37 protein-coding genes and 1 tRNA gene are annotated in these 21994 nt (G+C 52.4%); 1 reads left to right on the plus strand and 37 read right to left on the minus strand.

What is annotated here, in order from left to right; all coding sequences use genetic code 11:
* Window positions 1-26: 26 nt before the first annotated feature.
* The 5 genes from clpX to ACJMNB_RS13775 all read right to left on the minus strand — a co-directional run bounded on the left by clpX (window position 27) and on the right by ACJMNB_RS13775 (window position 4022).
* Window positions 27-1310, minus strand: a complete 1284-nt coding sequence (clpX, locus tag ACJMNB_RS13755; RefSeq protein ID WP_405343455.1) for an ATP-dependent Clp protease ATP-binding subunit ClpX — start codon at window positions 1308-1310, stop codon at window positions 27-29.
* Window positions 1310-1900, minus strand: coding sequence for an ATP-dependent Clp protease proteolytic subunit (locus tag ACJMNB_RS13760; protein WP_405343457.1), 591 nt, complete (start codon window positions 1898-1900; stop codon window positions 1310-1312). Before ACJMNB_RS13760 ends, clpX begins: the two co-directional genes overlap by 1 nt.
* A 12-nt stretch (window positions 1901-1912) precedes the next feature.
* A complete protein-coding gene (gene tig / locus ACJMNB_RS13765; RefSeq protein ID WP_405343459.1) occupies window positions 1913-3172 on the minus strand; it encodes a trigger factor in 1260 nt (419 codons plus the stop codon).
* Window positions 3173-3211: 39 nt separating this feature from the next.
* Window positions 3212-3291 (minus strand) — tRNA-Leu (locus tag ACJMNB_RS13770).
* 41 nt (window positions 3292-3332) lie between these two features.
* Window positions 3333-4022, minus strand: a complete 690-nt coding sequence (locus ACJMNB_RS13775) for a class I SAM-dependent methyltransferase (protein ID WP_405343461.1) — start codon at window positions 4020-4022, stop codon at window positions 3333-3335.
* A gap of 61 nt (window positions 4023-4083) precedes the next feature.
* Here ACJMNB_RS13775 and ACJMNB_RS13780 point away from each other — a divergent pair, with 61 nt between their 5' ends.
* The gene (locus ACJMNB_RS13780; protein WP_405343463.1) at window positions 4084-5319 is read left to right on the plus strand and encodes an oligosaccharide flippase family protein; all 1236 of its coding nucleotides are present in this window, start codon (window positions 4084-4086) and stop codon (window positions 5317-5319) included.
* Here the strand turns inward: ACJMNB_RS13780 and ACJMNB_RS13785 are convergent.
* The 32 genes from ACJMNB_RS13785 to ACJMNB_RS13940 all read right to left on the minus strand — a co-directional run.
* Window positions 5239-6600, minus strand: coding sequence for an O-antigen polymerase (locus ACJMNB_RS13785; RefSeq protein ID WP_405343465.1), 1362 nt, complete (start codon window positions 6598-6600; stop codon window positions 5239-5241). The genes ACJMNB_RS13780 and ACJMNB_RS13785 overlap by 81 nt on opposite strands.
* A 9-nt stretch (window positions 6601-6609) precedes the next feature.
* Window positions 6610-7812, minus strand: coding sequence for a GumC family protein (locus tag ACJMNB_RS13790; RefSeq protein WP_405343466.1), 1203 nt, complete (start codon window positions 7810-7812; stop codon window positions 6610-6612).
* Window positions 7813-7816: 4 nt separating this feature from the next.
* Window positions 7817-8950 (minus strand): polysaccharide biosynthesis/export family protein, encoded by a 1134-nt coding sequence (locus ACJMNB_RS13795; protein ID WP_405343468.1) that lies wholly within the window; start codon window positions 8948-8950, stop codon window positions 7817-7819.
* Between the two features lie 164 nt (window positions 8951-9114).
* Window positions 9115-9579: a 50S ribosomal protein L17 gene (rplQ, locus tag ACJMNB_RS13800; RefSeq protein ID WP_163438762.1), complete on the minus strand. Its 465-nt coding sequence runs from the start codon at window positions 9577-9579 to the stop codon at window positions 9115-9117.
* 2 nt (window positions 9580-9581) lie between these two features.
* The gene (locus tag ACJMNB_RS13805) at window positions 9582-10556 is read right to left on the minus strand and encodes a DNA-directed RNA polymerase subunit alpha (RefSeq protein ID WP_072799957.1); all 975 of its coding nucleotides are present in this window, start codon (window positions 10554-10556) and stop codon (window positions 9582-9584) included.
* 18 nt (window positions 10557-10574) lie between these two features.
* Window positions 10575-11015, minus strand: a complete 441-nt coding sequence (gene rpsK / locus ACJMNB_RS13810; protein ID WP_083564584.1) for a 30S ribosomal protein S11 — start codon at window positions 11013-11015, stop codon at window positions 10575-10577.
* A gap of 11 nt (window positions 11016-11026) precedes the next feature.
* Window positions 11027-11395 (minus strand): 30S ribosomal protein S13, encoded by a 369-nt coding sequence (gene rpsM / locus ACJMNB_RS13815; protein WP_073057038.1) that lies wholly within the window; start codon window positions 11393-11395, stop codon window positions 11027-11029.
* Between the two features lie 9 nt (window positions 11396-11404).
* Entirely contained in the window at window positions 11405-11521 is a 117-nt protein-coding gene (gene rpmJ / locus ACJMNB_RS13820) for a 50S ribosomal protein L36 (RefSeq protein WP_014546097.1), read from the minus strand.
* 28 nt (window positions 11522-11549) lie between these two features.
* Window positions 11550-11768, minus strand: a complete 219-nt coding sequence (gene infA / locus ACJMNB_RS13825; RefSeq protein ID WP_014546098.1) for a translation initiation factor IF-1 — start codon at window positions 11766-11768, stop codon at window positions 11550-11552.
* Window positions 11768-13129 (minus strand): preprotein translocase subunit SecY, encoded by a 1362-nt coding sequence (gene secY, locus ACJMNB_RS13830; protein ID WP_072799955.1) that lies wholly within the window; start codon window positions 13127-13129, stop codon window positions 11768-11770. The genes infA and secY overlap by 1 nt, the downstream gene beginning before the upstream one ends.
* Window positions 13129-13572 carry a 50S ribosomal protein L15 gene (gene rplO, locus ACJMNB_RS13835; protein ID WP_072799954.1) on the minus strand — a complete coding sequence of 148 codons (444 nt, stop codon included), beginning with the start codon at window positions 13570-13572 and terminating at the stop codon, window positions 13129-13131. The genes secY and rplO overlap by 1 nt, the downstream gene beginning before the upstream one ends.
* 1 nt (window position 13573) lies before the next feature.
* On the minus strand, window positions 13574-13753 hold the full coding sequence (gene rpmD, locus ACJMNB_RS13840) for a 50S ribosomal protein L30 (RefSeq protein ID WP_072799953.1): 180 nt from the start codon (window positions 13751-13753) through the stop codon (window positions 13574-13576).
* Between the two features lie 13 nt (window positions 13754-13766).
* Window positions 13767-14249, minus strand: coding sequence for a 30S ribosomal protein S5 (rpsE, locus tag ACJMNB_RS13845; protein ID WP_072799952.1), 483 nt, complete (start codon window positions 14247-14249; stop codon window positions 13767-13769).
* A gap of 11 nt (window positions 14250-14260) precedes the next feature.
* A complete protein-coding gene (rplR, locus tag ACJMNB_RS13850) occupies window positions 14261-14632 on the minus strand; it encodes a 50S ribosomal protein L18 (RefSeq protein WP_072799951.1) in 372 nt (123 codons plus the stop codon).
* A 9-nt stretch (window positions 14633-14641) separates the two neighbouring features.
* A complete protein-coding gene (gene rplF, locus ACJMNB_RS13855; RefSeq protein ID WP_405343483.1) occupies window positions 14642-15181 on the minus strand; it encodes a 50S ribosomal protein L6 in 540 nt (179 codons plus the stop codon).
* A 2-nt stretch (window positions 15182-15183) separates the two neighbouring features.
* Complete coding sequence (rpsH, locus tag ACJMNB_RS13860) at window positions 15184-15579, minus strand: 30S ribosomal protein S8 (protein WP_405343472.1); 396 nt, start codon at window positions 15577-15579, stop codon at window positions 15184-15186.
* Between the two features lie 13 nt (window positions 15580-15592).
* Window positions 15593-15778 carry a type Z 30S ribosomal protein S14 gene (locus ACJMNB_RS13865; RefSeq protein ID WP_014546106.1) on the minus strand — a complete coding sequence of 62 codons (186 nt, stop codon included), beginning with the start codon at window positions 15776-15778 and terminating at the stop codon, window positions 15593-15595.
* A gap of 9 nt (window positions 15779-15787) precedes the next feature.
* On the minus strand, window positions 15788-16327 hold the full coding sequence (gene rplE, locus ACJMNB_RS13870; protein WP_073322857.1) for a 50S ribosomal protein L5: 540 nt from the start codon (window positions 16325-16327) through the stop codon (window positions 15788-15790).
* A gap of 9 nt (window positions 16328-16336) precedes the next feature.
* A complete protein-coding gene (gene rplX / locus ACJMNB_RS13875; RefSeq protein ID WP_072799947.1) occupies window positions 16337-16636 on the minus strand; it encodes a 50S ribosomal protein L24 in 300 nt (99 codons plus the stop codon).
* Window positions 16636-17004 (minus strand): 50S ribosomal protein L14, encoded by a 369-nt coding sequence (gene rplN / locus ACJMNB_RS13880; RefSeq protein ID WP_072799946.1) that lies wholly within the window; start codon window positions 17002-17004, stop codon window positions 16636-16638. Before rplN ends, rplX begins: the two co-directional genes overlap by 1 nt.
* A gap of 21 nt (window positions 17005-17025) precedes the next feature.
* On the minus strand, window positions 17026-17280 hold the full coding sequence (gene rpsQ, locus ACJMNB_RS13885; protein ID WP_072799945.1) for a 30S ribosomal protein S17: 255 nt from the start codon (window positions 17278-17280) through the stop codon (window positions 17026-17028).
* An 18-nt stretch (window positions 17281-17298) separates the two neighbouring features.
* Complete coding sequence (gene rpmC / locus ACJMNB_RS13890) at window positions 17299-17490, minus strand: 50S ribosomal protein L29 (protein WP_072799944.1); 192 nt, start codon at window positions 17488-17490, stop codon at window positions 17299-17301.
* Window positions 17490-17903, minus strand: a complete 414-nt coding sequence (gene rplP / locus ACJMNB_RS13895; RefSeq protein WP_405343475.1) for a 50S ribosomal protein L16 — start codon at window positions 17901-17903, stop codon at window positions 17490-17492. The genes rpmC and rplP overlap by 1 nt, the downstream gene beginning before the upstream one ends.
* Window positions 17904-17905: 2 nt before the next feature.
* Window positions 17906-18565 (minus strand): 30S ribosomal protein S3, encoded by a 660-nt coding sequence (gene rpsC / locus ACJMNB_RS13900; protein WP_072799942.1) that lies wholly within the window; start codon window positions 18563-18565, stop codon window positions 17906-17908.
* A gap of 5 nt (window positions 18566-18570) precedes the next feature.
* Window positions 18571-18918 (minus strand): 50S ribosomal protein L22, encoded by a 348-nt coding sequence (gene rplV, locus ACJMNB_RS13905; protein WP_405343478.1) that lies wholly within the window; start codon window positions 18916-18918, stop codon window positions 18571-18573.
* On the minus strand, window positions 18918-19202 hold the full coding sequence (gene rpsS / locus ACJMNB_RS13910) for a 30S ribosomal protein S19 (protein ID WP_072799940.1): 285 nt from the start codon (window positions 19200-19202) through the stop codon (window positions 18918-18920). Before rpsS ends, rplV begins: the two co-directional genes overlap by 1 nt.
* A 3-nt stretch (window positions 19203-19205) precedes the next feature.
* Window positions 19206-20036: a 50S ribosomal protein L2 gene (gene rplB / locus ACJMNB_RS13915; protein WP_405343480.1), complete on the minus strand. Its 831-nt coding sequence runs from the start codon at window positions 20034-20036 to the stop codon at window positions 19206-19208.
* 2 nt (window positions 20037-20038) lie between these two features.
* Window positions 20039-20347, minus strand: coding sequence for a 50S ribosomal protein L23 (rplW, locus tag ACJMNB_RS13920; protein WP_072799938.1), 309 nt, complete (start codon window positions 20345-20347; stop codon window positions 20039-20041).
* On the minus strand, window positions 20347-20967 hold the full coding sequence (gene rplD, locus ACJMNB_RS13925) for a 50S ribosomal protein L4 (protein ID WP_073057022.1): 621 nt from the start codon (window positions 20965-20967) through the stop codon (window positions 20347-20349). The genes rplW and rplD overlap by 1 nt, the downstream gene beginning before the upstream one ends.
* Window positions 20967-21584 carry a 50S ribosomal protein L3 gene (gene rplC / locus ACJMNB_RS13930; RefSeq protein WP_072799936.1) on the minus strand — a complete coding sequence of 206 codons (618 nt, stop codon included), beginning with the start codon at window positions 21582-21584 and terminating at the stop codon, window positions 20967-20969. Before rplC ends, rplD begins: the two co-directional genes overlap by 1 nt.
* Window positions 21585-21589: 5 nt before the next feature.
* Complete coding sequence (gene rpsJ, locus ACJMNB_RS13935) at window positions 21590-21898, minus strand: 30S ribosomal protein S10 (RefSeq protein WP_088626645.1); 309 nt, start codon at window positions 21896-21898, stop codon at window positions 21590-21592.
* Window positions 21899-21907: 9 nt separating this feature from the next.
* Window positions 21908-21994, minus strand: an 87-nt coding sequence (locus ACJMNB_RS13940; protein ID WP_405333124.1) for a hypothetical protein, incomplete at its 5' end; no start/stop codon positions are given.

Below are 21994 nucleotides of genomic sequence, written 5' to 3' on the forward strand. Positions count from 1 at the left end.
AGCGATTTATAACGAGTTTTTTCGTTTTAAGATGCCTTCTTGCGGCTCTTCTTGGCAGATTCAGACTTCTTCTCCGAAGGAGCCTGCAAGCCGCTCTTCACAATTTCTGCGGTCACCACGTACTGCTTGTTGCCGGAACCCGGCATTTCAAACATGGCCTTCTGCAAGGTCTTTTCCATCACGGAACGGAGGCCGCGAGCACCTGTCTTGCGGGCCATGGTTTCGCGGACGATTTCCTTGAGGGCGTCGTCTTCGAACTTCAGCTCGATACCGTCCATTTCGAACAGGCTCTTGTACTGCTTCACAAGGGCGTTCTTCGGCTGAGTCAAAATATTCAGGAGGGCTGCTTCGTCGAGCTCTTCGAGAGCCACGGCAACGGGCAAACGGCCCACAATTTCGGGAATCAAGCCGAACTGGATCAAGTCATCAGGTTCCAGGAGCTTGAAAAGTTCTGTCAGGGAATTTTCTTCGGCACTGCGGATGTCGGCGCCGAAACCCATGCCGCCCGTATTCACGCGGCGGGAAATAATCTTGTCGAGCGTTTCGAAGGCGCCACCGCAAATGAACAGGATGTTCTTGGTGTTCACCTGCACCAGCGGCTGTTCCGGGTGCTTACGGCCACCCTTCGGCGGCACTGCGGCAACCGTACCTTCCAAAAGCTTCAAAAGACCCTGCTGCACGCCTTCGCCGCTCACGTCGCGGGTAATGGAGGGGTTGGCAGTCTTACGGGCAATCTTGTCAATTTCGTCGATAAAGATGATACCGCGTTCGGCGCGGGCCACGTCGTAATCAGCCGCCTGCAACAGGCGCACGATGATGCTGTCCACGTCTTCGCCCACGTAGCCGGCTTCAGTCAGCACGGTAGCGTCAGCAATGGTAAAGGGGACGTCCAGGAAGCGTGCCATGGTCTGGGCCAGAAGGGTCTTGCCCGAACCAGTGGGACCCACCAGGAGCAAGTTGGACTTTTCCACTTCTTGTGCATCGGGGTGGGCCTGCTTGTAACGCAGACGCTTATAGTGGTTATACACAGCTACAGAGAGGGCGGTCTTTGCCTGGTCCTGGCCGATGACGTATTCGTCCAGGTGGGCCTTGATTTCGGTAGGTAGCGGGAGGGGCTTGGAAGAGGCCTCGGCAGCGGCAGATTCCTGCCTGGCGCGGGCACGGTCTTCTTCGATAATGCGGTGACACATGGCAACGCAGTCGCTACAAATCTGAACGCCTGCGCCCGTAATCATCTTCTCGACGCGTTCTGCGGGCTTGCCGCAAAAACTGCAAACCACAGTCGGGTGATTTTTCCCGCTACGATACATTAAATTTCCTCTTTACGCGGAACAAAGATTTCGTCGATAACGCCGAAGGCCTTTGCTTCTTCGGGGCCCATATAGAAATCGCGGTCGGTCTTTTCACGGACTTCGTCAATGGACTTGCCGGTATGCTTGGCGACGATTTCGGCCAAGGTTTCCTTGGTGCGCACGATTTCTTTTGCGGTAATCTGGATATCGGTAGACTGACCGGTAGCAGCACCCGACGGCTGGTGAAGCATAATGCGAGAATGCGGGAGCGCATAGCGCTTGCCCTTGGTACCTGCCGCAAGCAACACCGCAGCCATCGAGGCGCAGTTACCAATGCAGATGGTCGCGATATTGGGGCGAACATGCTGCATGGTGTCATAAATGGCAAGCCCTGCCGACACGTAACCACCCGGGCTGTTAATGTACAGCGTGATATCCTTTTCCGGATTCTCGTATTCAAGGAAAATCAGCTGGGCCATGACGTTGTTCGCCACTTCGTCGTTAATCGGCGTGCCCAAGAAGATAATGCGTTCCTTGAGGAGACGGGAGTAGATATCGTAGGCGCGTTCACCGCGTCCGGTGGTCTCAATGACGGTAGGGATGATCATTCAGTTTACCTCTTACTTGTTTTCTTCAGCAGCCGGGCGGATACCGACGATGAAGTCGGCAGCCATCTGAACGCGGAGTTCATCGCGGAGCTGGTTGATGCGGCCGGACTGACGGAAGTGGCCCTTGAGGGTTTCAAAGTCCACATGGTAGGCGGCGGCCATCTGCTTCAGGCGTTCATCAACGTTAGCCTGCGACGGCTTGATCTTTTCTTTAGTTGCAATAAAGTCGAGAATGCGGTGCTTCTTGATTTCGCGGATAGCTTCCGGAGTGAGACCGTTCAGCTGTTCTTCGGTCGGTTCCACCACGTCCTTTTCGCTCTGGGCGTTGCGGTTCAGGGTCCACTTGATCAGGTCATAGACGCGAGCCTTCGGCACTTCGAACGGGTTGGCTTCGATAATCTTGTCGAGAGCTTCGTTGATAGCCTTGTTCTTGGCGGCGTCCTGCTTCTGGCTAGCGAGGCCTTCGGCGAGGTTGCTCTTCAATTCTTCAACGTCCTTCACGCCGATCTGCTTGCAGAATTCTTCGTCCATGGTGGGCGGAACGATGGTGCGCACGTCGGTGACTTCCACCTTGAACTGAGCGGTCTTGCCGCGATAGCGTTCGTCCTTGTGGTCATCGGGGTACTTGAAGTTGATTTCCTTGGTTTCGCCGGCAGATGCACCGGTGAGGCCTTCGTCGAATCCCGGAGAAGCGGACTGACCGAGGAGGCTACGGAATTCCTTGTTTTCCGGGAGTTCCTGCTTTTCGCCGTCGATAATCACTTCGAGGTAGTTACCCACGACCACGTCGCCCTTGGCGGCAGCACGGTCCACATGTTCGTCCTTGCTCCACATCTGGATCAAGCGGTCATATTCTTCCTTGACTTCTTCTTCGTGGACGGCGGTTTCCGGAACGGTAACGCCCGTGTCGGCATAGCCCTTGATATCGATTTCAGGATCCATTTCGACTTCCACCTTAAGTGCGATGTCGTTTTCCTTGTCGTCCTTGAAATCCACGACCTTCATCTGGCCGACGGGGATGATATTTGCATTCTTGAGAGCGTCCTGAACGAGCTTGTTGACAACTTCGTCCACGGCTTCCTGACGGATAGCGCCGCCGAACTGCTTCAGGATCATTGCCTTCGGCACCATGCCCTGGCGGAAACCCTTCATGGAGACCTGCTTCTTGTACTGGCCCAGCTTCTTTTCGAAGGGAGCAGTGAGGTCTGCCTGCGGGATGGTGATTTCGAGGGTGCGCACGGTTGCGCTTGTTTCTTTGATTTCTACGCTCATATGAACTCCGAGAGTCTGTTAAAAAGGTATTGAAAAACATGCGAGAGGAGGGAGTCGAACCCTCACACCGAAGTGCCAGATCCTAAGTCTGGTGCGTCTGCCAATTCCGCCACTCTCGCGATTTTGCACCCAAAATTAGAAAAAAATTGGGCTACAGAGGTTACAAAATTTCGATAACCCCGTAAAAACGGGACGGATATTTTTTAGGCACAAGCCCCAGACGATTCGCAATACGCAATGGAAGCATCGCCAAGTATCCCAACGGGCCCTTCATGCTTTGACGCAAGGTAACCATGGACATATGCGGGAACAGGTAATCCCCCATTTCAAGACGATACGGCATGCCGATAGAATCGAGCAAGGATTTCATTTCAGAATAAGAAAAATGCCACAAATGATCCGAAACGGCGATATGCGCATAGGAAAGGCCTATCGGAAACAGTTCTTCAAAAGATTCTGTACACGGAAGAGTAAAAAGAACTCGCTTTCGGGCAGCCAAAATGGCATTCTGCAAAAAAGCCTTCGGGTCATCAACATGTTCAAGAACTTCTACCAAGGTGACCGTATCCGCCACTTTTTCGCCAACAGACTCGCCCACATCAAGAAGTTTCGTCTTCAGCCCGTTGGCCACAGCCACCTCCAAAGACTTGGCGTTAATGTCAGCAACCACAGTGTCGTAACCGGCTTTTTTTAATTCCAGAGCGTAAGCACCACGACCACCACCAATATCCAAGACAGATTCACCGCGAACTTCTTTCAACAAAAAATCGACCAGCGGCACGTAAGCTTTTCCCGGTTCAGCTGGCGGTCCCGGCTTAAAGAATAAACTTTGACCTTGAAGTATTCCCATATATCAAATATACAAAACTATACCGATGACGCGTTCTGCAAAATCTTTTATCTTTCGCATCGTGCCCCAAGTCTTTAGCAACATAAAAATCGGCGTATTCATCGCTGCCGTAAATTTCCTCATTCAAGGAATCTCGTTCTTCGTACAGAACTTTATCGCTAAAAATCTCGGGCACTCCGAATACGGATTTTTTGGTCTCCTGCAAACAGACTATTCCATATTCTGCTCCATTGCCGATTTTGGCATGAGCACATTGATTCTCGCCTTTTTCGGGTACCGCGCCACATCAGGCACCCTTTTCAAAAACGTCCTTCAGTTGCGCCTCATATGCACCATGACCACAGCAGTCATCATGGCCATCTTCGCCATCGTCGCCAGGCACGACCATCCCATATTCTACGGCGAACTGATTCTCACTTTCGGGCTGCTGTTCCAGCACGCCTTCTTCGACTGGTATTTCATTTGCGGTAAATTCTGGAAAAAACTTTTCCTTTCCAAGCTACTGCATTCCATTTCGTACATGACCGTTATGGGATTCGCTCTCCTTTATTTAAAGGTCAACAAAATCGAATATATCGCACTTGCCATGGTCATTGCCGCACTCCCCGCATTCTTCTTCGGAGTAAGCCAGGCCATCAACACATCCCTATTACGGTTTACGCGTCAAACCATCCATTTTGTCGCCCTTATGCTCAAGGCAGGCGTACCCTACGCCATTTCGGGATTTGCAACATTCGCCTACATCCCCGTGGGCCTCTACGTCGCCGACCGTTTCGCTTCGGCTGAATTCCTGAGCGCCTACAATTTCGGACACAAGATCCTGATACTCTGTTCCGGCATCATGGTGCACTTTATTTCGTCGAACCTAGTAAACCAGCACCTGTCAAAAGACAAGAACATCCACATCAAGGAAATCCTGATCTTTACGGCCTTCATCGCGACATGCTCTATACCCCTTTGGCTTTTCCCTTCGCAGTTCCTGCAGCTGTTTTTCTTTGCCGTCAACTGGACCGAAGATTCTCTCTCCTGCAGCGCCGCCATCTTAAGAATCCTTTCTTTCACGCTCCTATTCCAAGCCGCCCGAACTTCCATGATTTCGGGCCTCCTGAAAAACAAGGCCGTCTGGACCTATGCCATTATCGTAAGTTCTGCAGGCCTCTGTAACGTAGTGGCCTGCACCAGCGCGGGCATGCTTCTGCCCAACAGCTACATTCCCCTATTCGCCTTGACCGGCGACGCTGTCATCAGTGTCTTTCTTCTGGTCCACTATCTGCGCAGGGGCGCTCTTCATTGGTAAAATACCCTTTCCGGAACTGAGGGTACAAACAAGGGCGAAAAAGCCCATCCAGACCCAGTACATGCTCTGCTTATAGCCAGTCGTAAAATTCCAGAAAACGATCCACATCAGGAACACGCACGTAACGAGAATTCCCAAGGGCGTCTTCGCCACCGCCATGCGGCGGTACATCCATGTGAACAGGATTCCAAAGAAGAAGGGTTCAAAGAATATTCCAAGCAACCCAAAATCCTTGTAGGCATCCCACAAGAAGGGAATCGTGTTCAGGCTCTTCACCTTCACGGAACTTTCGTTAAAGGGCGAATCCCATCCAAAGCTCGAACGCAAACCGTCGCCAACACGAAACATTTGCGTTATTCCGTAGAACGCATCCATGCCATAGGTCCATTCGTGTTCACTGGCATCCACAGGCTGGTTCAATGCGTAATCTAAGTTCCAATAGTTGTTCGCCACATACATGTAAGGCAACAGCGCAATCTTTTGCACCATCTTGTTCTTCATCAAGTCTTCGGCAGAATCATCACCGTATTGACCTTTCAGCGAAGCCACCACCACAAAGAAAATCACAATAAAGACAACCACGAAACTGAGCGTCTTCCAGGTAAACCGACCATGCAAATAGTTGAACAACAGCAGGAACATTCCTAAGCAAAGCATGTTGATGCCGCGGTTCGGGAACGCCATAAAGCTAAGGACCATCGTAAAGACAACCATGAACCTAGAGGCGTAACGCACCCAGCGCACAGGGTTGAGCGACTTGAAAGACGACACCGAAAAGAGCCCGACAACCATCGCGCCGGACATAAAGAAATCCGAAAACTTCAGGACAGGGCTATCTATACCGGAAAGCCACAGCGAAGGCCTATCTGCAAATATGATCAGGGAGCCCACCACCGAGACAATGCCGATTACTCCTATCATAAAATAGGCAAAGGCCAGAAAGCTTGCAAAAAAATGCGTCGTCCAGTTATATTCACCGTGCAGCTTAAAGGTCTGCGGCATGCGTGCCCCACCCTTGGAAGTCCACACCATCTCCGTAAGCACCGAACCGCCGATAAAGGCCATAAGGCCACCACCCCAGACAAGCCAAGTGGTCAACTTAAAATCAGTCATCGCCGGAACGAGCTTGAGATAAGCCACCCCGAGCATAACCATCTGCACAAAGAAATACAGGACTGACGGACGAAAGAAATCAGCTTTGTAGAAAGAAACAACCAACACAACTACCACAGCCAGTGCGAACATGACGCACGACTCCGGAGAGGCCATTAAGGTTTCCATAGCAAAGTCTTACCGACGCCAGAACGTCAGTTTCTTGACAAAGAAATCCCATTCAGCGGCAGCGCCAGATTTCTTCTCTTTTTCGACACGCATGAATTCAATGAGGTTAGCAAGCAAGGTTGCCAACAGGAACGAGACAAACACCGTGAACATCAGGATAATGCCTCGTCTCGGACGGACCTTCTTGTCATTTTCCCAAGGCGGTTCCAAAATATGCAAGTTCGTAAGCATCTTCGCTTCTTCCATGCGCATCTGTTCGCTCTGCTGCCTCAGCAGCTTGTACATGGCTTCCTGCACACGAATTTCCGTTTCGCGGCGCATATACTCCGCAGCCAAAGCCGGTGATTTTTTCAAAGTCACCATGCCCAAATTCTCATGGCGCCCCTTCAAGGTGCTATTCAGGGCGGAATTAACCCCCCGGTAACGCTTGGAAAGTTCGTTGTACCGTTTGCTGTCTTCACCACGATCCGCTTTTTCGTAGGCAAGCTCTATGGCAACTTCCTCGCGCTTCGCCTGGAGTTCGCTCAAGTACTTGATCGTAGATTCCATCTGGATTCCCGGATCGTAAAAGTTATTGTCCACCTGGAACTGGACAAAGTCCTTGAGCAGGGAATCGATATTCCTTTCGCAGGAATCAAGCCTGCTCTGGAAATACTCTCTGGACTGCCTTGCCTGCGAAGTCTTGAAGGCGTTAAAGGCCGAATCCGCCTTGGCAAGAATGAAGGACACCATCTTTGCCGCGAGCTTATAATCCTCGTCTTCAATAGAAACAGAAAACATGTCTTCCGTGTTGAATTCCACATTGAAGTTCTTACGGAACTCCTTGAGCAAATCCGCATGGAACTTGCCTTCAAACTTGTAATGGTCCGCCAGGTTGAATTCTTTGATAACCTGGTCATGAATTTCCCAAGAATTGAAAATGGTCCAAACGGCGTTCACGTCTTCGTTGCTGTTCGAAAAACCCAGGAGAGTACCCATGCCAGACATTCCGCCCACCATGGAACTCACGTTACCAAGAACGTCGTTCGACGCAGGAGGAGGAGTCACAATAGCCGAAGCCCCGTATATGGGCTTGATCAGCCACATGACGGCAACGAAGGCCGCAAGGGTAGGCAAAAGAACTATAAAGAGACACAGCTTGAAATGCTTCAGGTTGTTGTTCAACAACCGAAGGCAAACTTCTACAAGACCAACAGATTCTTGCTTTTCCATAAAACTACTTGTAGTTCACGTAAATAATGAATGCCGAAGAAATCACCGTCAAAAGCGATGCGAGGAACAACGTAAAATCCTTAAACGATTCGTAATGACTCTTGGGAACTTCAATATAGTCCCCCGGCAAAATCTGGTCTTCAGTCACGCTCAGAGAAAGGGGTTCAGGCTTCTTGCCGCGCCACACCCTAATCTGGCGCCAGGTACCCGTATTGGTATTGATACCGGCTGCAGCAGCGTAATCCAGCGCATGCCAAGAGGGGTCATAGGGATAGCGGCCCAAGATATTGACTGCGCCACCGACATAAACAAGCATCTCTTGAACCGAGAATTCAACCTCGGTATTAGGAGCGACCTTCGTTTGCTTCATTTCGGAAAGCGTAATCCACTTCGGCTTCTGACCCGGTTCACGGACACAGAGTGCCTTGTAGCCAAAATTATGCATGCGGGTGCCGCCGGAAAGTTCAAAATAGTCCTGCAAGGTACGGTCCTGCTGATAAGCTACACTAGTCCTGTACCCCGGAAAGATCAACACCACATTGTCACCCATTTCGACAAAAGGCACAAAGACACGGTCGCCCTGTTCGAGCATCACGTCATCTTCAAACAGGCCCTTCGAACTCATGGCGGAGTAATTGATGTGCAAAGTATCTTTACCGCGGAAAACCATTATGTCTTCGGTATTGGCATTGGGCAAGGTACCACCCACCTGACGAAGAAAATAACTCAGACGGGTCTGCGGTTCAACCAGCTGCTGGCCCACCAGGGGAATGGCACCCATGGCATTCACGCGGAACTTTTTCAGAACAGCAAGTTGTACAAAGCAGTATTCGCGTTTGTAACGCTTGGACACAAGGTCCAGAATCATTTCACGTGCTTCGGCAAGAGTCTTACCCAACACATTTACCGAGCCGCATTCCTCAATGGCCACGCCGCCGTCCGGATAAATCTGCACAGTCAGATAGTTATTCTCAAGACCGATATCCAAAAAATCACCCGGTCCCAACAGGTACGTGGAATCCACCGGATTCTCAGCATAGCTCGGCGTAAGCGTTGCGGAGCTACGCTGCATCGACGCTGCATTTTCCGCAGTCAAATTAATATAGGGGGTGTTTTCCGCAAAAACGGCCCCGACCATAAATAGTACAATCGCTAGAAAATGGCGCATAGAAAAGTAGCTTTCAAAATGGATAAAGGTCTTATAAAAATACAAAAAAAAATTAGAGCAAGCCACCAAGGCAACAAAAAAGGCCCGGCTCACATGAGTCGGACCCCTTCTTCAATCTTTTTTGCAAAGATCAATTATGCCTTGCTTTCGCCTTCGACCATGCTCACAGCTTCGGACTTGGCAGGTTCGGCAGCCTTCTTGGTCTTCACGACGATTTCGTCTTCGACGAGACCGACGAGAGCCATTTCGGAAGCGTCACCAGCGCGGTTCGGGCCGAGCTTGATGATGCGGGTGTAGCCGCCGTTACGGCCAGCATAGCGAGGACCGATCGTTGCGAACAGGTCCTGCACAGCCTTCGGGCTCATCACGAAGCGAGAAGCTTCACGACGTGCAGAAAGGTCACCCTTCTTTGCATAAGTGATCATGCGATCCACGCAGCTGCGGACGAGCTTAGCCTTGTGGAGAGTAGTGCGCACGTAGCGGTTGCTCTGCTCGGCTTCCATGCCCTTCTCAAGAATAGAAGTGGTAAGAGCGCGGAGGATGGCACGCTTGTGCTGAGCGTTAACGCCCAATTTCTTGTTTTTTACACCGTGTCTCATGTTTAATCCTTCAAGTAGTCATCGACGTCCATGCCAAAAGAGAGGCCCATGGAGGTCAACACCTCGTTAAGTTCCACCAAGGACTTCCGACCGAAGTTCTTGTATTTAAGCATATCGTTTTCCTTGTTGCGCACAAGTTCGCCAACGGTATGGATGTTAGCCATACGGAGGCAGTTGCTGGAGCGAACGGAGAGTTCCAGATCGTCCACGCGGGTGCGCAGGAGCTGGGCGATACGCTGACGTTCTTCATCCATTTCAAGTTCTTCGGGGCTTTCGAGATCGCCTTCGAAGTTGATGAAGATTTCCAAGTGGTCCATGAGGAGCTTTGCAGCGTATGCAAGAGCGTCTTCCGGATCAATGGAACCGTCAGTCGTGATTTCCAGTTCCAGACGGTTGTAGTCCGTCTTCTGGCCAACGCGGGTATCGCTGATGTGCATCGCGACTTTCTGCACCGGGTTGAAGTTGGCGTCCATGGCGATCACGCCAATCGGAGCGTCCTTGTCCTTCAATTCGTCGGCAGTGACGTAGCCGCGACCGCTGGAAATCTTCACTTCCAGGGAGAGCGATGCGTTACCGTTCAAAGTAGCGATATGGACATCCGGAGTCAGGATGGCGACATTCGGATTATCCATGAAGTCCTTGGCCGTGACTTCGCCTTCGCCGGACATGTCCAGGCGGAGCGTTTCGTCGTGGTCGGACAGGAGCTTCACGCGGATGCTCTTGAGATTCAGGATAATGTCAGTGACATCTTCCTTCACACCCGGAATCGTCGAGAATTCCTTATCGACGCCTTCAATTTTCACGGAGACAATAGCCGCACCCTGCAGAGAGGAAAGGAGCGAGCGACGGAGGGCGTTACCGAGGGTAATACCCCAGCCACGTTCCAAAGCCTCTACGACAAACTTGGCGTAGCGACCGTCTTCGCCGGTTTCCACTTTCTGGAAGCTGCGCGGCATCTGAAGTGATTTCCACATCATTGGCGATACCTCTTTTAATTAGACTCTTCTCTTCTTTTTAGGACGGCAACCATTGTGCGGAACGCCCGTCACGTCTCGAATAGAGAGAACTTCGAGGCCCGCATTCTTGATAGCACGGACAGCGGATTCACGACCGCCACCTGCACCCTTGACGCGGACATCTACCTTGCGCATACCGAGGTCGAAAGCCTTGTGGGCAGCGACTTCAGCGGCGAGCTGGGCAGCAAACGGAGTGCTCTTGCGAGAGCCCTTGAAACCGGAGTTACCCGGAGAGCCCCAAGCTACCACGTTGCCACGAGCATCGGTGATAGAAACGATTGTATTGTTGAAGGAAGCGAACACGCAGGCAATGCCCTGGATGTCAATACGCTTCTTGCCCTTCTTGACCTTTTCTTCTGTAGCAGCAGCGACCGGAGCTTCGGCAGCGGCAGCAGTTTCCTTAATTTCTTCTTCAGCCACGATGAATCTCCTTACTTCTTCTTGTTAGCCACAGTCTTCTTGGGGCCCTTACGAGTGCGGGCATTGGTACGGGAGCGCTGACCGCGAACGGGGAGACCCTTGCGGTGGCGGAGGCCACGGTAGCAGCCAATATCCTGCAGACGCTTAATGTTCAAGGTGATTTCTGCGCGGAGCTGACCTTCCACAGAGTATTCGTCTTCGAGGAGATGACGAATCTTACCTTGTTCTTCTTCAGTCAGGTCGTCACACTTCTTGTTCTTGTCGATGCCCAGCTGAGCACAGACCTTGTTAGCGGTGAACAGACCGACACCATAGATTGCCGTCAGACCGTATTCAACAGTCTTGTTTTTCGGTAAATCGACACCAGCGATACGTGCCATACGATCTCCTTATCCCTGCTTCTGCTTGTGACGGGGGTTCTTCGAACAGATGATGCGCAATACACCCTTACGGCGGATGATCTTGCAGTTTTCACATCTGGGTTTGATGGAGGCTTTGATTTTCATAGGTTTGACCTTTCTTTGAAAATACCTATTACTTGTAACGGTATGTGATTCGCCCACGATTGAGATCGTAGGGAGAAATCTCTACCAACACTTTGTCGTCCGGCAAAATTCGAATGAAATGCCGACGCATTTTTCCTGAAACATGAGCGAGAATCTCGTGGCCATTTCCGAGTTGGACACGGAAGAAAGCGTTGGGGAGAGCTTCCAACACAACACCTTCTACTTGTATTCCTTCTTCTTTAGCCACTAAGACGCCATCCTGCCGCGAATGCGGCCATGCTTGAGGAAACCTTCATAATTCTTGGTATGCAACTGGGCTTCGAGTTGACGGAGCGTATCCAGCGCCACACCGACCACGATAAGTACCGAGGTGCCCCCAATATAGAAACTCATATTGAGTGCGTCTTTCAAATGGAGGGGTCCGACGCTAATTAAAGCGAGGAAAAGGGACCCAGGCAAAGAAATTCTCGTCAAAACGTGATCTATGTACTTTGCAGTTTCGTTACCCGGACGGATTCCCGGAATAAATCCACCACTTCTCTTGAGGTTTTCGGCAATATCGTTAGGGTTGTACTGAATTGCCGTATAGAAGTAGGTGAAGAATATAATCAGGAGAGCGAAGATCACACTATAGGTAATGTGACCCGGGATGAACGCAGCCGCAAAGGACTGCATCGCAGAAACGTTCGGGAACCAGGAAGCGATCATGGCCGGAATGAACATGATGCAGCTTGCAAAGATCACGGGGATCACGCCAGCGGTATTCACCTTGAAGGGCAAATAGCTGGACTGGCCGCCCACGACCTTGGAACCGACAGTCCTGCGAGGACTTTGGAGTGGAATGCGACGGTTCGCTTGCTCGACGAATACGATAAAGCCAACAATCAAGACCACCACTGCCAAGATAAAGATCTCGATAGCGAGGGGCTGGATGTCTTCCTTAAACATTTCGAATTCTGCAAGGGCAGCCCGCGGAAGGCCGCCGACGATACCGGCGAAGATGATAAGAGAAATACCGTTACCAACACCATGCGAGGTAATCTGCTCGCCCAGGTACATCACGAAGATCGTACCGGCGGTGAAGGTCAGGGTAGCTAGTAAACGGAAACCGATGTTTCCGGCGCCCGTAGCGAAGTCATCAGCCAAGACAGACACTCCGGCACCGGTAGCGGTTGTCACCTTAAGGGACGAAAGCCACACAGAAATGCCCCATCCCTGCAAGGCAGCGAGAGCTACCGTAAAGTAACGGGTATATTGGTTCAGCTTGGCGCGCCCTTCCTGGCCTTCCTTCTGCAACATCTGGATAGCCGGGATAACGGAACCCATCAACTGGATAATGATGGATGCACTGATGTAGGGCATGATACCCAGGGCGAAGATGGTTGCCTTAGCAAAGGCACCGCCCGTGAAGGAGTCATACAGGCCGAACAAATTATTCGAGTTACGGAAGAACTCCGCCAGAACGGCAGAATTCACTCCGGGGATAGTGATGTGTGCGCCAAGGCGATAGATGATCAGAACACCAAGCGTAAAAAGAAGCTTTTTACGCAGGTCTTCGATCTTAAACGCATTAGCGAACGCATCAAGGGCTTTCTTGAGAGCTTCCATTAGACGATCTCGACTTTGCCGCCAGCAGCTTCGATCATGGCCTTAGCCTTTTCGCTGATAGCGTTAACCTTTACATTGATAGCCTTGTCGATGGTACCGAATGCGAGGACCTTGATAGGCAGTTCGATGTTCTTGATGAAACCCTGGTCAAACATTGCCTGGGCGTCGAAGTCCGTCACGCTGCAAGAAGCGAGCTTCTTGAGGTTAACGATCTGCGTGTCCTTGGCGAAGTGAGACTTGAAGCCACGCTTCGGGATACGACGGTGGATCGGCATCTGGCCGCCTTCGAAGGCGACGCGACCGGCCTGAGCACTCTTACGAGCGCCGGCACCCTTCTGGCCACGACCAGCGGTGGTGCCCCAACCGGAACCCGGACCGCGACCAATGCGCTTGCGGCTCTTGCCCTTGGCAGCCTTGCCAGGATTGAGAGTATTGAGTTCCATCTTAGATCTCCTCGACCTTCACCATGTCAGCCACGGCATTGATCATGCCCTGGATGCTGGGGGTCAAAACGTGTTCAACAGACTGTCCGATCTTACGGAGGCCGAGAGCAGCCACGTTAGCGCGGTGCATCGGGAGACGGCGGACAGTACCCTTAATCAAAGTAATACGAACTTTCTTCATCGTGTATTACTCCTTAGGCATTGGCACCGCGGAGAGCGGCGCAGTCCTGTTTGTTCTTCTGAGCCAAGAGACCTTCGAGGCAGGCGCTCACGACAGTGCTCGGGTTGGAAGAACCGTGAATCTTGGTGAGGATGTTGCGCACACCGGCCAGTTCGAGAACGGCACGGGCAGCGGCACCGGCGATAACACCAGTACCCGGAGCAGCCGGCATCAAGAGGATGCGGGTAGCGCCGCTCTTGACTTCGATGTCGTGGGGAATGGTGCCGTCGAGGAGCTGCACTTCAACGATGTTACGCTGGGCGGCTTCGGTACCCTTACGGATAGCTTCGGAAACTTCCTTAGCCTTACCGAGACCAACACCGACCTTGCCGTTCTTGTTGCCAACGACAACGAGAGCGGAGAAGGACATACGGCGACCGCCCTTGACGGTCTTAGCGCAACGGTTGATGTGTACAACCTTGTCTTCAAATTCAGAAACTTGAGCTTCGCGTTCCAAAGTGTACCTCACTAGAATTTGAGTCCGCCTTCACGAGCTCCCTCAGCGAGAGCCTGAACGCGACCGTGATAGATGTAACCGCCGCGGTCAAAGACCACGGATTCAATGCCCTTGGACTTCGCGACTTCAGCAATCTGGATACCGAGCTGCTTGCTCTGTTCCGACTTCGTCATTTCACCGAACTTAGCCTGGAATTCCTTGGCAGTCGTGGTGAGCTGGACGAGAGACTTGTTGTTTTCGTCATCGATAATCTGGGCGACCATGTGAGACAAGGAACGGCGAACAGCCAAACGAGGGCATTCTGCAGTTCCGACAACAGACTTGCGCACACGTTCGTGGCGTGCGATTCTGGACTGGATTCTTTTCTTAGCAATTGCAGTCATAGTTTACCCTTATTTACCTGTCTTCTTACCTTGCTTACGACGGACAATTTCGCCTTCGTACTTGATGCCCTTGCCCTTATACGGTTCAGGACGACGGTACTTGCGGATTTCTGCCGCAGCCTGGCCAACCTTCTGCTTGTCGATGCCCTTGATGGAGATCTTCAGCGGGTCAACAGCCTTGAGTTCGACACCTTCGGGAGCCTTGAAGATGACCGGGTGAGAGAAGCCGAGAACCAAGTTGAGGTCCTTGCCCTTCTGTTCCACACGGTAGCCAACGCCGACGATTTCGAGCGTCTTCTGGAAACCCTTGGTGACGCCTTCGACCATGTTGGCAACGAGAGCGCGGGTAGTGCCGTGGATAGCACGGGTGAACTTCTGATCGTCAGGACGAGAGAAGGAAAGCTGGTTGCCTTCGAGCTTGATTGCAATCAGTTCGTGGACGTCGGTTTCGAGCTTGCCGAGAGGACCTTCCACCTTGATGTTCTGACCGTTGACGGCAACCTTGACGCCAGCCGGGATATTGATAATAGCTTTACCGATACGGGACATCTTTACCATACCTTTGCGATGACTTCGCCACCCACGTTTTCCTTGCGGGCTTCGTGGTCGGTCATCACGCCTTTAGATGTGGAGATGATAGCATAGCCAAGGCCGTTACGGACACGCGGAAGCTTAGCAGCGTCGACGTAGTGGCGCAGACCAGGCGAAGAAACGCGCTGGAGGCCCTGGATAGCGGATTCGCCCTTCGTGTAGCGGAGGAGGACCTTGAGAACGCCCTGCTTACCGTCTTCAACGACGACGAACTTTTTAATGAAACCTTTTTCCTGCAACACGCGAGCGATTTCACGCTTCAAGTTGCTGGCAGGAATGTCCACCACGGGGAGCTTTGCCGAAGCGGCATTGCGGATACGGGTGAGCATATCGGCGATAGGATCTGTCATTGCCATGAGTATACTCTCCTTACCAAGACGACTTTGTGATACCGGGGATTTCGCCGGCGAGTGCCATTTCGCGGAAGCAAATACGGCAAAGGCCAAAGCGGCGCATAAAGGCGTGCGGCCTACCGCAACGCTTGCAACGGTTGTACCCACGAACGGTATACTTCGGAGTACGCTTGCATTTTTCAATCATTCTTCTGCTTGCCATGGTATTACCTTACTTCCTGAAGGGGAGTCCAAGTTCTTCGAGCAGGGCGCGGCCTTCTTCGTCAGTCTTTGCAGAGGTCACGAAGGAGATGTCCATACCGAAGGTACGAGAAATCTTGTCAATGTCGATTTCAACAAAGATCGTCTGTTCCTTGATGCCGAGGGTAAAGTTACCCATGCCATCAAAGCCACGGCGTGCGAGACCACGGAAGTCACGGACACGCGGGAGGTCGATGTTGATGAAACGGAAGAGGAAGTCCCACATGTTGTCGCCATGGAGAGTGACCTTAGCACCGATGCCGATGCCTTCGCGCAGATGGAACTGAGCGATAGCCTTCTTGGCGTTGGTGACGACAGCCTTCTGACCGGTAATAGCAGTCAGAGTGTCAACGGCTTCATCCAGGATCTTGCGGTTGGAGGCGGCAGCGCCGACACCCATGTTGAGCACGATCTTCTGGAGGCGGGGAATTTCCATCACGTTCTTGTAAGCAAACTTCTGCTGCAAGGCCGGAACTACTTTTTCGAGATAAAATTGCTTCATCTGGTTCATGTGTTACCTCTAGATAGCCTTGCCGGACTTGACGCTCACGCGGGAAGCCTTCTTGCCGGCTTCGCGCACGATACGGGTACGGACAGGAGTGTTGCCTTCGAGGAGCATCACGTTGGAAATGTCGATCGGCAGTTCCTTTTCGATGATGCCACCAGTCTGATTGGTCTGGGACGGCTTTTCATGACGCTTGCGGACATTCACGCCCGAAACGGTCACCTTACCGCCCTTGACACTAATCACGGTGCCGGTCTTGCCCTTGTTGGCACCGGAAATCACCTTGACGTTATCATTCTTCTTGATGTTTGCCATTAGAGAACCTCAGGTGCGAGGGAGATGATCTTCATGTATTTCTTGTCGCGGAGCTCACGAGCCACCGGTCCAAAAATACGGGTTCCACGAGGTTCGCCATCCTTGTTGATGAGAACCACGGCGTTGTCCGAGAAACGGATGAACGTGCCATCCGGACGGGCAATTTCTTTGCGAGTGCGCACGACGACGGCGTCAGCTACGGAACCCTTCTTCACCTTGCTCTGGGGGATTGCGTCCTTGACGGCAACCTTGATGACATCACCGATGCTGGCATAGCGACGGTTGGTGCCACCCAAAACGCGGATGCAGGCGACTTCCTTGGCTCCACTGTTATCGGCCACGACGAGTCTGGTTTCTTCTTGAATCATATTCGCCTTACTCCAAAACGATTATTTCTTCTTAGCTACAATGCGAACGAGGCGCCAACGCTTCGTTGCAGAGAGCGGACGAGTTTCCATGATTTCCACCAGGTCGCCTTCACCGGCTTCGTTGTTTTCATCGTGAGCCTTGAGCTTCTTGGTGGTGGTCATGATCTTGTTGTACACCGGGTGACGCTTACGGTTTTCAACCACGACAGTGATGGTTTTATCCATCTTGTCGGAAGAAACGACACCCTGCTTTACCTTACGAAGGTTTCTATCCATTTCCTGCTCCTGCCCGGCTTATGCCTTGGCCTTTTCGGTGAGGATGGTCTTGACCCTAGCAATATCCTTACGGGTATTGCGGATCGAAGAGGGTTTTTCCAAGTTACCGAGCTTAGCAGCCATACGGTAATTGAACAAATCGAGATTCAACTGAGCCAGTTTTTCCTTGAGCTGGTCAACGCCCAGTTCCTTTAATTCACGTGCCTTCATTAGATCTCCGATTCTTCGATGATTTTGCACTTGAGGGGGAGCTTCTGTGCTGCGACATGGAGAGCTTCCATGGCCAGTTCACGTTCAACACCACCCATTTCGAAAATGATGCGACCCGGGAGGATGACGGCTGCCCAGAATTCGACAGCGCCCTTACCCTTACCCATACGAGCTTCTGCAGGGTGACGGGTGATCGGCTTGTCGGGGAACACGCGGATCCACACACGGCCACCACGCTTGATCTTACGGGTCATGGCGATACGAGCTGCTTCGATCTGGCGAGCGGTGAGCCAGCACTTTTCGAGAGCCTGAATGCCGAATTCGCCGAAGGCGATGGAGTTGCCGCGGGAGGCGACGCCCTTCATGCGGCCTTTCATCTGCTTACGATGTAATGTTCTTTTAGGACTCAGCATAATTACTTCTCTCTCTTGTTATCGTTCATGACGTCCTTGCCAATCTTTTCGCCGTGCATGATCCACACCTTGATACCGATGGAACCATAAACGGTCTTAGCAATGGCAGTCGCGTAATCGATGTCGGCGCGGAGAGTGTGCAGAGGCACGCGGCCTTCAGCATACTTTTCGACGCGGGCAATTTCAGCACCACCGAGGCGGCCGCCGCACTGCACCTTGATACCTTCCACACCCATACGCATAGCGGACTGGATGGCGCGCTTCATGGCACGACGGAAGGAAATACGCTTTTCGAGCTGACGAGCGATGTTTTCGGCAACCAGCTTGGCATCCGTTTCCGGGCGCTTGATTTCCTGGACGTTAATATAGATTTCTTTACCGGTGAGGAACTGGAGTTCGCCCTTGAGCTTTTCCAATTCTTCGCCCTTACGGCCGATCACGATACCCGGACGGGCAGTGAAGAGGTTCACGTTCACCTTCTTGACGGTGCGTTCGATGCCGACCTTGGAAAGGGAGGCATGTTCAAAACGCTTCATCAAGTAACGGCGGAGCACGATGTCTTCATAGAGAAGATCGGCAAACTTGTCTTCGGCATACCACTTGGATTCCCAGCCGCGGATAACGCCAAGACGAAGACCATTCGGATGAGTTTTCTGACCCATTGTAATTACTCCTTGTTGGCCACAACGACTGTGATGTGAGAGAGCGGCTTTTCGATACGGAAAGCACGGCCCTGGGAACGGGGGTGGATACGCTTCATGATGGAACCACCGTCGGCAGTGATGGTCTTGACGACCAGTTCTTCGGCGGCAACGGCACCAGCGGCCTTCTGCTTGAAGTTAGCGACAGCGGACTTCAGAGCATTTTCGACCAGCGGAGCACCCTTGGTCTGCGTGTGGAGAATAGAAAGCATTGCGAATGCTTCTGCAACGGACTTGCCGCGAACCAGGTCGACAACGCGACGGAGCTTGCGAACGCCGTAACGGACGTTTTTCACTTTAGCAACAGCTTGCATTATTTCTTTCCTCCAGCAGCGGTTTCAGTCTTACGGTGACCGCGGAAAGTACGGGTCATGGAGAATTCACCCAGCTTGTGGCCGACCATGTTTTCGGTCACGTACACGGGGATGAACTGCTTGCCATTATAGACGGAGAACGTAAGTCCGACCATATCAGGAATGATGGTGGAACGACGGGACCAGGTCTTGATAGCCTGTTTCTTGTCGGAACCGGCCATAGCCTGGGCTTTGGTCATAACGTGGGAATCCACGAAAGCACCTTTCTTAAGGGATCTAGACATGAATTAGGCCCTCTTCTGACGACGACGTACGATGAATCTATCGGTACGCTTATTGTTACGAGTTTTGGCACCCTTAGAGTTCTTACCCCAAGGAGAGCACGGATGACGACCACCAGAGGTACGACCTTCACCACCACCAAGGGGGTGATCGACCGGGTTCATAACGACACCGCGGACAGACGGGCGAATGCCGAGCCAGCGAGAGCGGCCTGCAGAACCCGAGGATTCATTCATGTGATCGATATTGGAAACCTGACCCACGACGGCGAGGCAATCTTCCGGAATGTAGCGAACTTCGCCACTCGGGAGCTTGACCTGGCAGAGCTTGCCGTCTTTAGCGACGAGTTCTGCACCGGCACCTGCGGAACGAGCGATCTGAGCGCCCTTGCCCGGTTTCATTTCGATGTTGTGGATAATGGTGTTCAGCGGAATATCGCGGAGAGGAATAGCGTTACCCACGCGGAATTCGGCACCTTCGCCAGAATTCAGCACATCGCCAACCTTGACATCAGCCGGGGCGACGATGTAGCAGCGCTTGCCGTTCTGGTACTTGACCAGGGCGATACGAGCTGTACGGTTCGGATCGTATTCGATCGTTTCGACAGTGCAGGGAATGCCAGCAAACTGACGCTTGAAATCGATGATACGATACAGTTTCTTGTGACCACCACCGCGACGGCGGGAGGTGATTTCACCGGCGTTGTTACGGCCGGAGCTACGCTTGATGCCTTCGGTGAGCGGCTTGTACGGCTTATCCGCAGTGATTTCCTTGCGGTCACCAATCTGCTTGTAGCGCAGCGTCGGGGTAAGCGGGCGATAAGACTTCAGACCCATGATTATACTCCTTCGAACTCGGCAATCTTTTGCCCGGCCTTAAGCGTGATGTAGGCCTTCTTCCAGTTGGACTTCTTGCCGGCGACCATGCCCATACGAACGCGCTTCATCTTGCCGCGGTTGATAAGGGTGTTGACGGAATCAACCTTGACGCCGAAACGCTTTTCGATAGCGTCCTTGATCTCGGTCTTCGTTGCGGTCTTGGCAACCTTGAATACATACTTGTGCACGTCATTGCGAGAAGCAGCCATCAGACGGGCGGTAGCTTCGGTAATGTGCGGTGCAACGAGAATTTCGTGAAGTTCACTCATTAGCGGCCTCCTTCCAGTTCGGCGAGAGCTGCCTGGGAGATGACGACGTTGTTGGCGCGAACGATGTCGTAAGTGTTGACATCGGCAACGCGAGCGCAACGGCACCAAGGAATGTTGTTAGAAGACAGGTAAAGGTTCTTGTCAGCTTCGCTCACGAGGAAGAGAGCGTTGCGCTGTTCGAGACCGGCCTTGTTGAGGACGGCGAGGAGATCCTTGGTCTTCGGGGCGTTGAAAGCGAGAGCTTCGAACACCTGCACCTTGCCTTCGGCAGCCTTAGCAGCGAGAGCAGAGCGGAAAGCGATCTTCTTGACCTTCTTGTTCACCTTTTCAAAGTAGTCATGGGACTTCGGACCGTGAGCCTTGGCACCGCGAACCCACACAGCGGAGGTGTTCTGACCGGAGCGGGCGCGACCCGTACCCTTCTGCTTCCAGGGCTTCTGACCACCACCGCTAACGGCGGACTTGTTCTTGGTCTGGGCAGTGCCTTGACGGTTGTTGTTCAGAATAGCCTTGATATGCAAATACATGCAGACCTTGTTGACTTCCTGATCGAACATGGCCGGGAGCTGAATATCATTCTTGAAATCGCCAGTAGCGGCGAAAAGCTTTGCTGTAGCCATTAGTCTTTCCTCACCACGATGATGCTGTTCTTTGCACCGGGAACTGCGCCGCGGACAAAGATCAGGTTGCGGTCGCCGTCAACCTTGACGACCTGGAGGTGCTTCACGGTCACTTTCTTGTTACCGAACTGACCGGCCATACGCTTGCCCGGGAAAACGCGGCCCGGATAAGAGTGAGCGGACGTACCACCCGGTTCGCGCATGTTGTGCGTACCGTGAGAACGAGGACCGCTGTGGAAGTTATGGCGCTTGATGGTACCGGAGAAGCCGTGACCCTTGGAGAGGCCAGAGACGTTCACCGTCTTCACATCGGCGAAGTCAGCTGCACCGAATTCCTTGCCAACCGGCCAGGCTTCGAGATCAGCGACATCGAATTCAGCGAGGTGTTCACGAACAGCGACATCAGCCTTCTTGAAGTGGCCGATTTCTGCCTTGTTGGCGCGCTGTTCTTTCTTGAGACCAAAGCCGATCTGGACAGCAGTGTAGCCGTCCTTCTCTTCTGTCTTATGGCAAACGACCACGCACGGACCGGCTTCGAGAACCGTTACAGGAACGCGTTCGCCCTGTTCCGTGAACACTTGGGTCATTCCCAATTTCTTTGCGAGAATACCGTTCATTGTTATTAAACCTTAATTTCGACTTCAACGCCTGCCGGCAAGTCAAGTTTCATGAGGGAATCTACAGTCTGCGGCGTAGCATCAAGGATGTCGATAAGACGCTTGTGCGTACGGGATTCGAACTGTTCACGGGAAGTCTTGTCGATATGCGGAGAGCGAATCACCGTATACTTCTGGATCTTCGTCGGAAGAGGGATGGGGCCGGCAATGCGTGCCCCAGTGTTCTTAGCTGTATTCACGATGTCTTGAGCAGAGCGGTCGATCATACGATGATCGAAGCTCTTCAAGCGAATACGAATGCGTTCACCAGCCATGATAATTCCTTACTTGATGATTTCGGTTACGGAGCCAGCGCCAACGGTACGGCCACCTTCGCGGATTGCGAAGCGGAGCTGCTTTTCCATTGCCAC

The organism is Fibrobacter sp. (assembly GCF_045131395.1).
Taxonomy (GTDB): domain Bacteria; phylum Fibrobacterota; class Fibrobacteria; order Fibrobacterales; family Fibrobacteraceae; genus Fibrobacter.

Coding starts and splice junctions, on each gene's coding strand:
- clpX (WP_405343455.1), bottom strand. CDS start 1,310: ATGTATCGTAGCGGGAAAAATCACCCGACTGTGGTTTGCAGTTTTTGC.
- ACJMNB_RS13760 (WP_405343457.1), bottom strand. CDS start 1,900: ATGATCATCCCTACCGTCATTGAGACCACCGGACGCGGTGAACGCGCC.
- tig (WP_405343459.1), bottom strand. CDS start 3,172: ATGAGCGTAGAAATCAAAGAAACAAGCGCAACCGTGCGCACCCTCGAA.
- ACJMNB_RS13775 (WP_405343461.1), bottom strand. CDS start 4,022: ATGGGAATACTTCAAGGTCAAAGTTTATTCTTTAAGCCGGGACCGCCA.
- ACJMNB_RS13785 (WP_405343465.1), bottom strand. CDS start 6,600: ATGGAAACCTTAATGGCCTCTCCGGAGTCGTGCGTCATGTTCGCACTG.
- ACJMNB_RS13790 (WP_405343466.1), bottom strand. CDS start 7,812: ATGGAAAAGCAAGAATCTGTTGGTCTTGTAGAAGTTTGCCTTCGGTTG.
- ACJMNB_RS13795 (WP_405343468.1), bottom strand. CDS start 8,950: ATGGTCGGGGCCGTTTTTGCGGAAAACACCCCCTATATTAATTTGACT.
- rplQ (WP_163438762.1), bottom strand. CDS start 9,579: ATGAGACACGGTGTAAAAAACAAGAAATTGGGCGTTAACGCTCAGCAC.
- ACJMNB_RS13805 (WP_072799957.1), bottom strand. CDS start 10,556: ATGATGTGGAAATCACTTCAGATGCCGCGCAGCTTCCAGAAAGTGGAA.
- rpsM (WP_073057038.1), bottom strand. CDS start 11,395: ATGGCACGTATCGCTGGTGTCGATTTACCGAAAAACAAGACTGTTGAA.
- rpmJ (WP_014546097.1), bottom strand. CDS start 11,521: ATGAAAATCAAAGCCTCCATCAAACCCAGATGTGAAAACTGCAAGATC.
- secY (WP_072799955.1), bottom strand. CDS start 13,129: ATGGAAGCTCTCAAGAAAGCCCTTGATGCGTTCGCTAATGCGTTTAAG.
- rplO (WP_072799954.1), bottom strand. CDS start 13,572: ATGGAACTCAATACTCTCAATCCTGGCAAGGCTGCCAAGGGCAAGAGC.
- rpmD (WP_072799953.1), bottom strand. CDS start 13,753: ATGAAGAAAGTTCGTATTACTTTGATTAAGGGTACTGTCCGCCGTCTC.
- rplR (WP_072799951.1), bottom strand. CDS start 14,632: ATGACTGCAATTGCTAAGAAAAGAATCCAGTCCAGAATCGCACGCCAC.
- rplF (WP_405343483.1), bottom strand. CDS start 15,181: ATGTCCCGTATCGGTAAAGCTATTATCAATATCCCGGCTGGCGTCAAG.
- rpsH (WP_405343472.1), bottom strand. CDS start 15,579: ATGGCAATGACAGATCCTATCGCCGATATGCTCACCCGTATCCGCAAT.
- ACJMNB_RS13865 (WP_014546106.1), bottom strand. CDS start 15,778: ATGGCAAGCAGAAGAATGATTGAAAAATGCAAGCGTACTCCGAAGTAT.
- rplE (WP_073322857.1), bottom strand. CDS start 16,327: ATGAACCAGATGAAGCAATTTTATCTCGAAAAAGTAGTTCCGGCCTTG.
- rplX (WP_072799947.1), bottom strand. CDS start 16,636: ATGGCAAACATCAAGAAGAATGATAACGTCAAGGTGATTTCCGGTGCC.
- rplN (WP_072799946.1), bottom strand. CDS start 17,004: ATGATTCAAGAAGAAACCAGACTCGTCGTGGCCGATAACAGTGGAGCC.
- rpsQ (WP_072799945.1), bottom strand. CDS start 17,280: ATGGATAGAAACCTTCGTAAGGTAAAGCAGGGTGTCGTTTCTTCCGAC.
- rpmC (WP_072799944.1), bottom strand. CDS start 17,490: ATGAAGGCACGTGAATTAAAGGAACTGGGCGTTGACCAGCTCAAGGAA.
- rplP (WP_405343475.1), bottom strand. CDS start 17,903: ATGCTGAGTCCTAAAAGAACATTACATCGTAAGCAGATGAAAGGCCGC.
- rpsC (WP_072799942.1), bottom strand. CDS start 18,565: ATGGGTCAGAAAACTCATCCGAATGGTCTTCGTCTTGGCGTTATCCGC.
- rplV (WP_405343478.1), bottom strand. CDS start 18,918: ATGCAAGCTGTTGCTAAAGTGAAAAACGTCCGTTACGGCGTTCGCAAG.
- rpsS (WP_072799940.1), bottom strand. CDS start 19,202: ATGTCTAGATCCCTTAAGAAAGGTGCTTTCGTGGATTCCCACGTTATG.
- rplB (WP_405343480.1), bottom strand. CDS start 20,036: ATGGGTCTGAAGTCTTATCGCCCGCTTACCCCGACGCTGCGCTACAAG.
- rplW (WP_072799938.1), bottom strand. CDS start 20,347: ATGAGTGAACTTCACGAAATTCTCGTTGCACCGCACATTACCGAAGCT.
- rplD (WP_073057022.1), bottom strand. CDS start 20,967: ATGGCTACAGCAAAGCTTTTCGCCGCTACTGGCGATTTCAAGAATGAT.
- rplC (WP_072799936.1), bottom strand. CDS start 21,584: ATGAACGGTATTCTCGCAAAGAAATTGGGAATGACCCAAGTGTTCACG.
- rpsJ (WP_088626645.1), bottom strand. CDS start 21,898: ATGGCTGGTGAACGCATTCGTATTCGCTTGAAGAGCTTCGATCATCGT.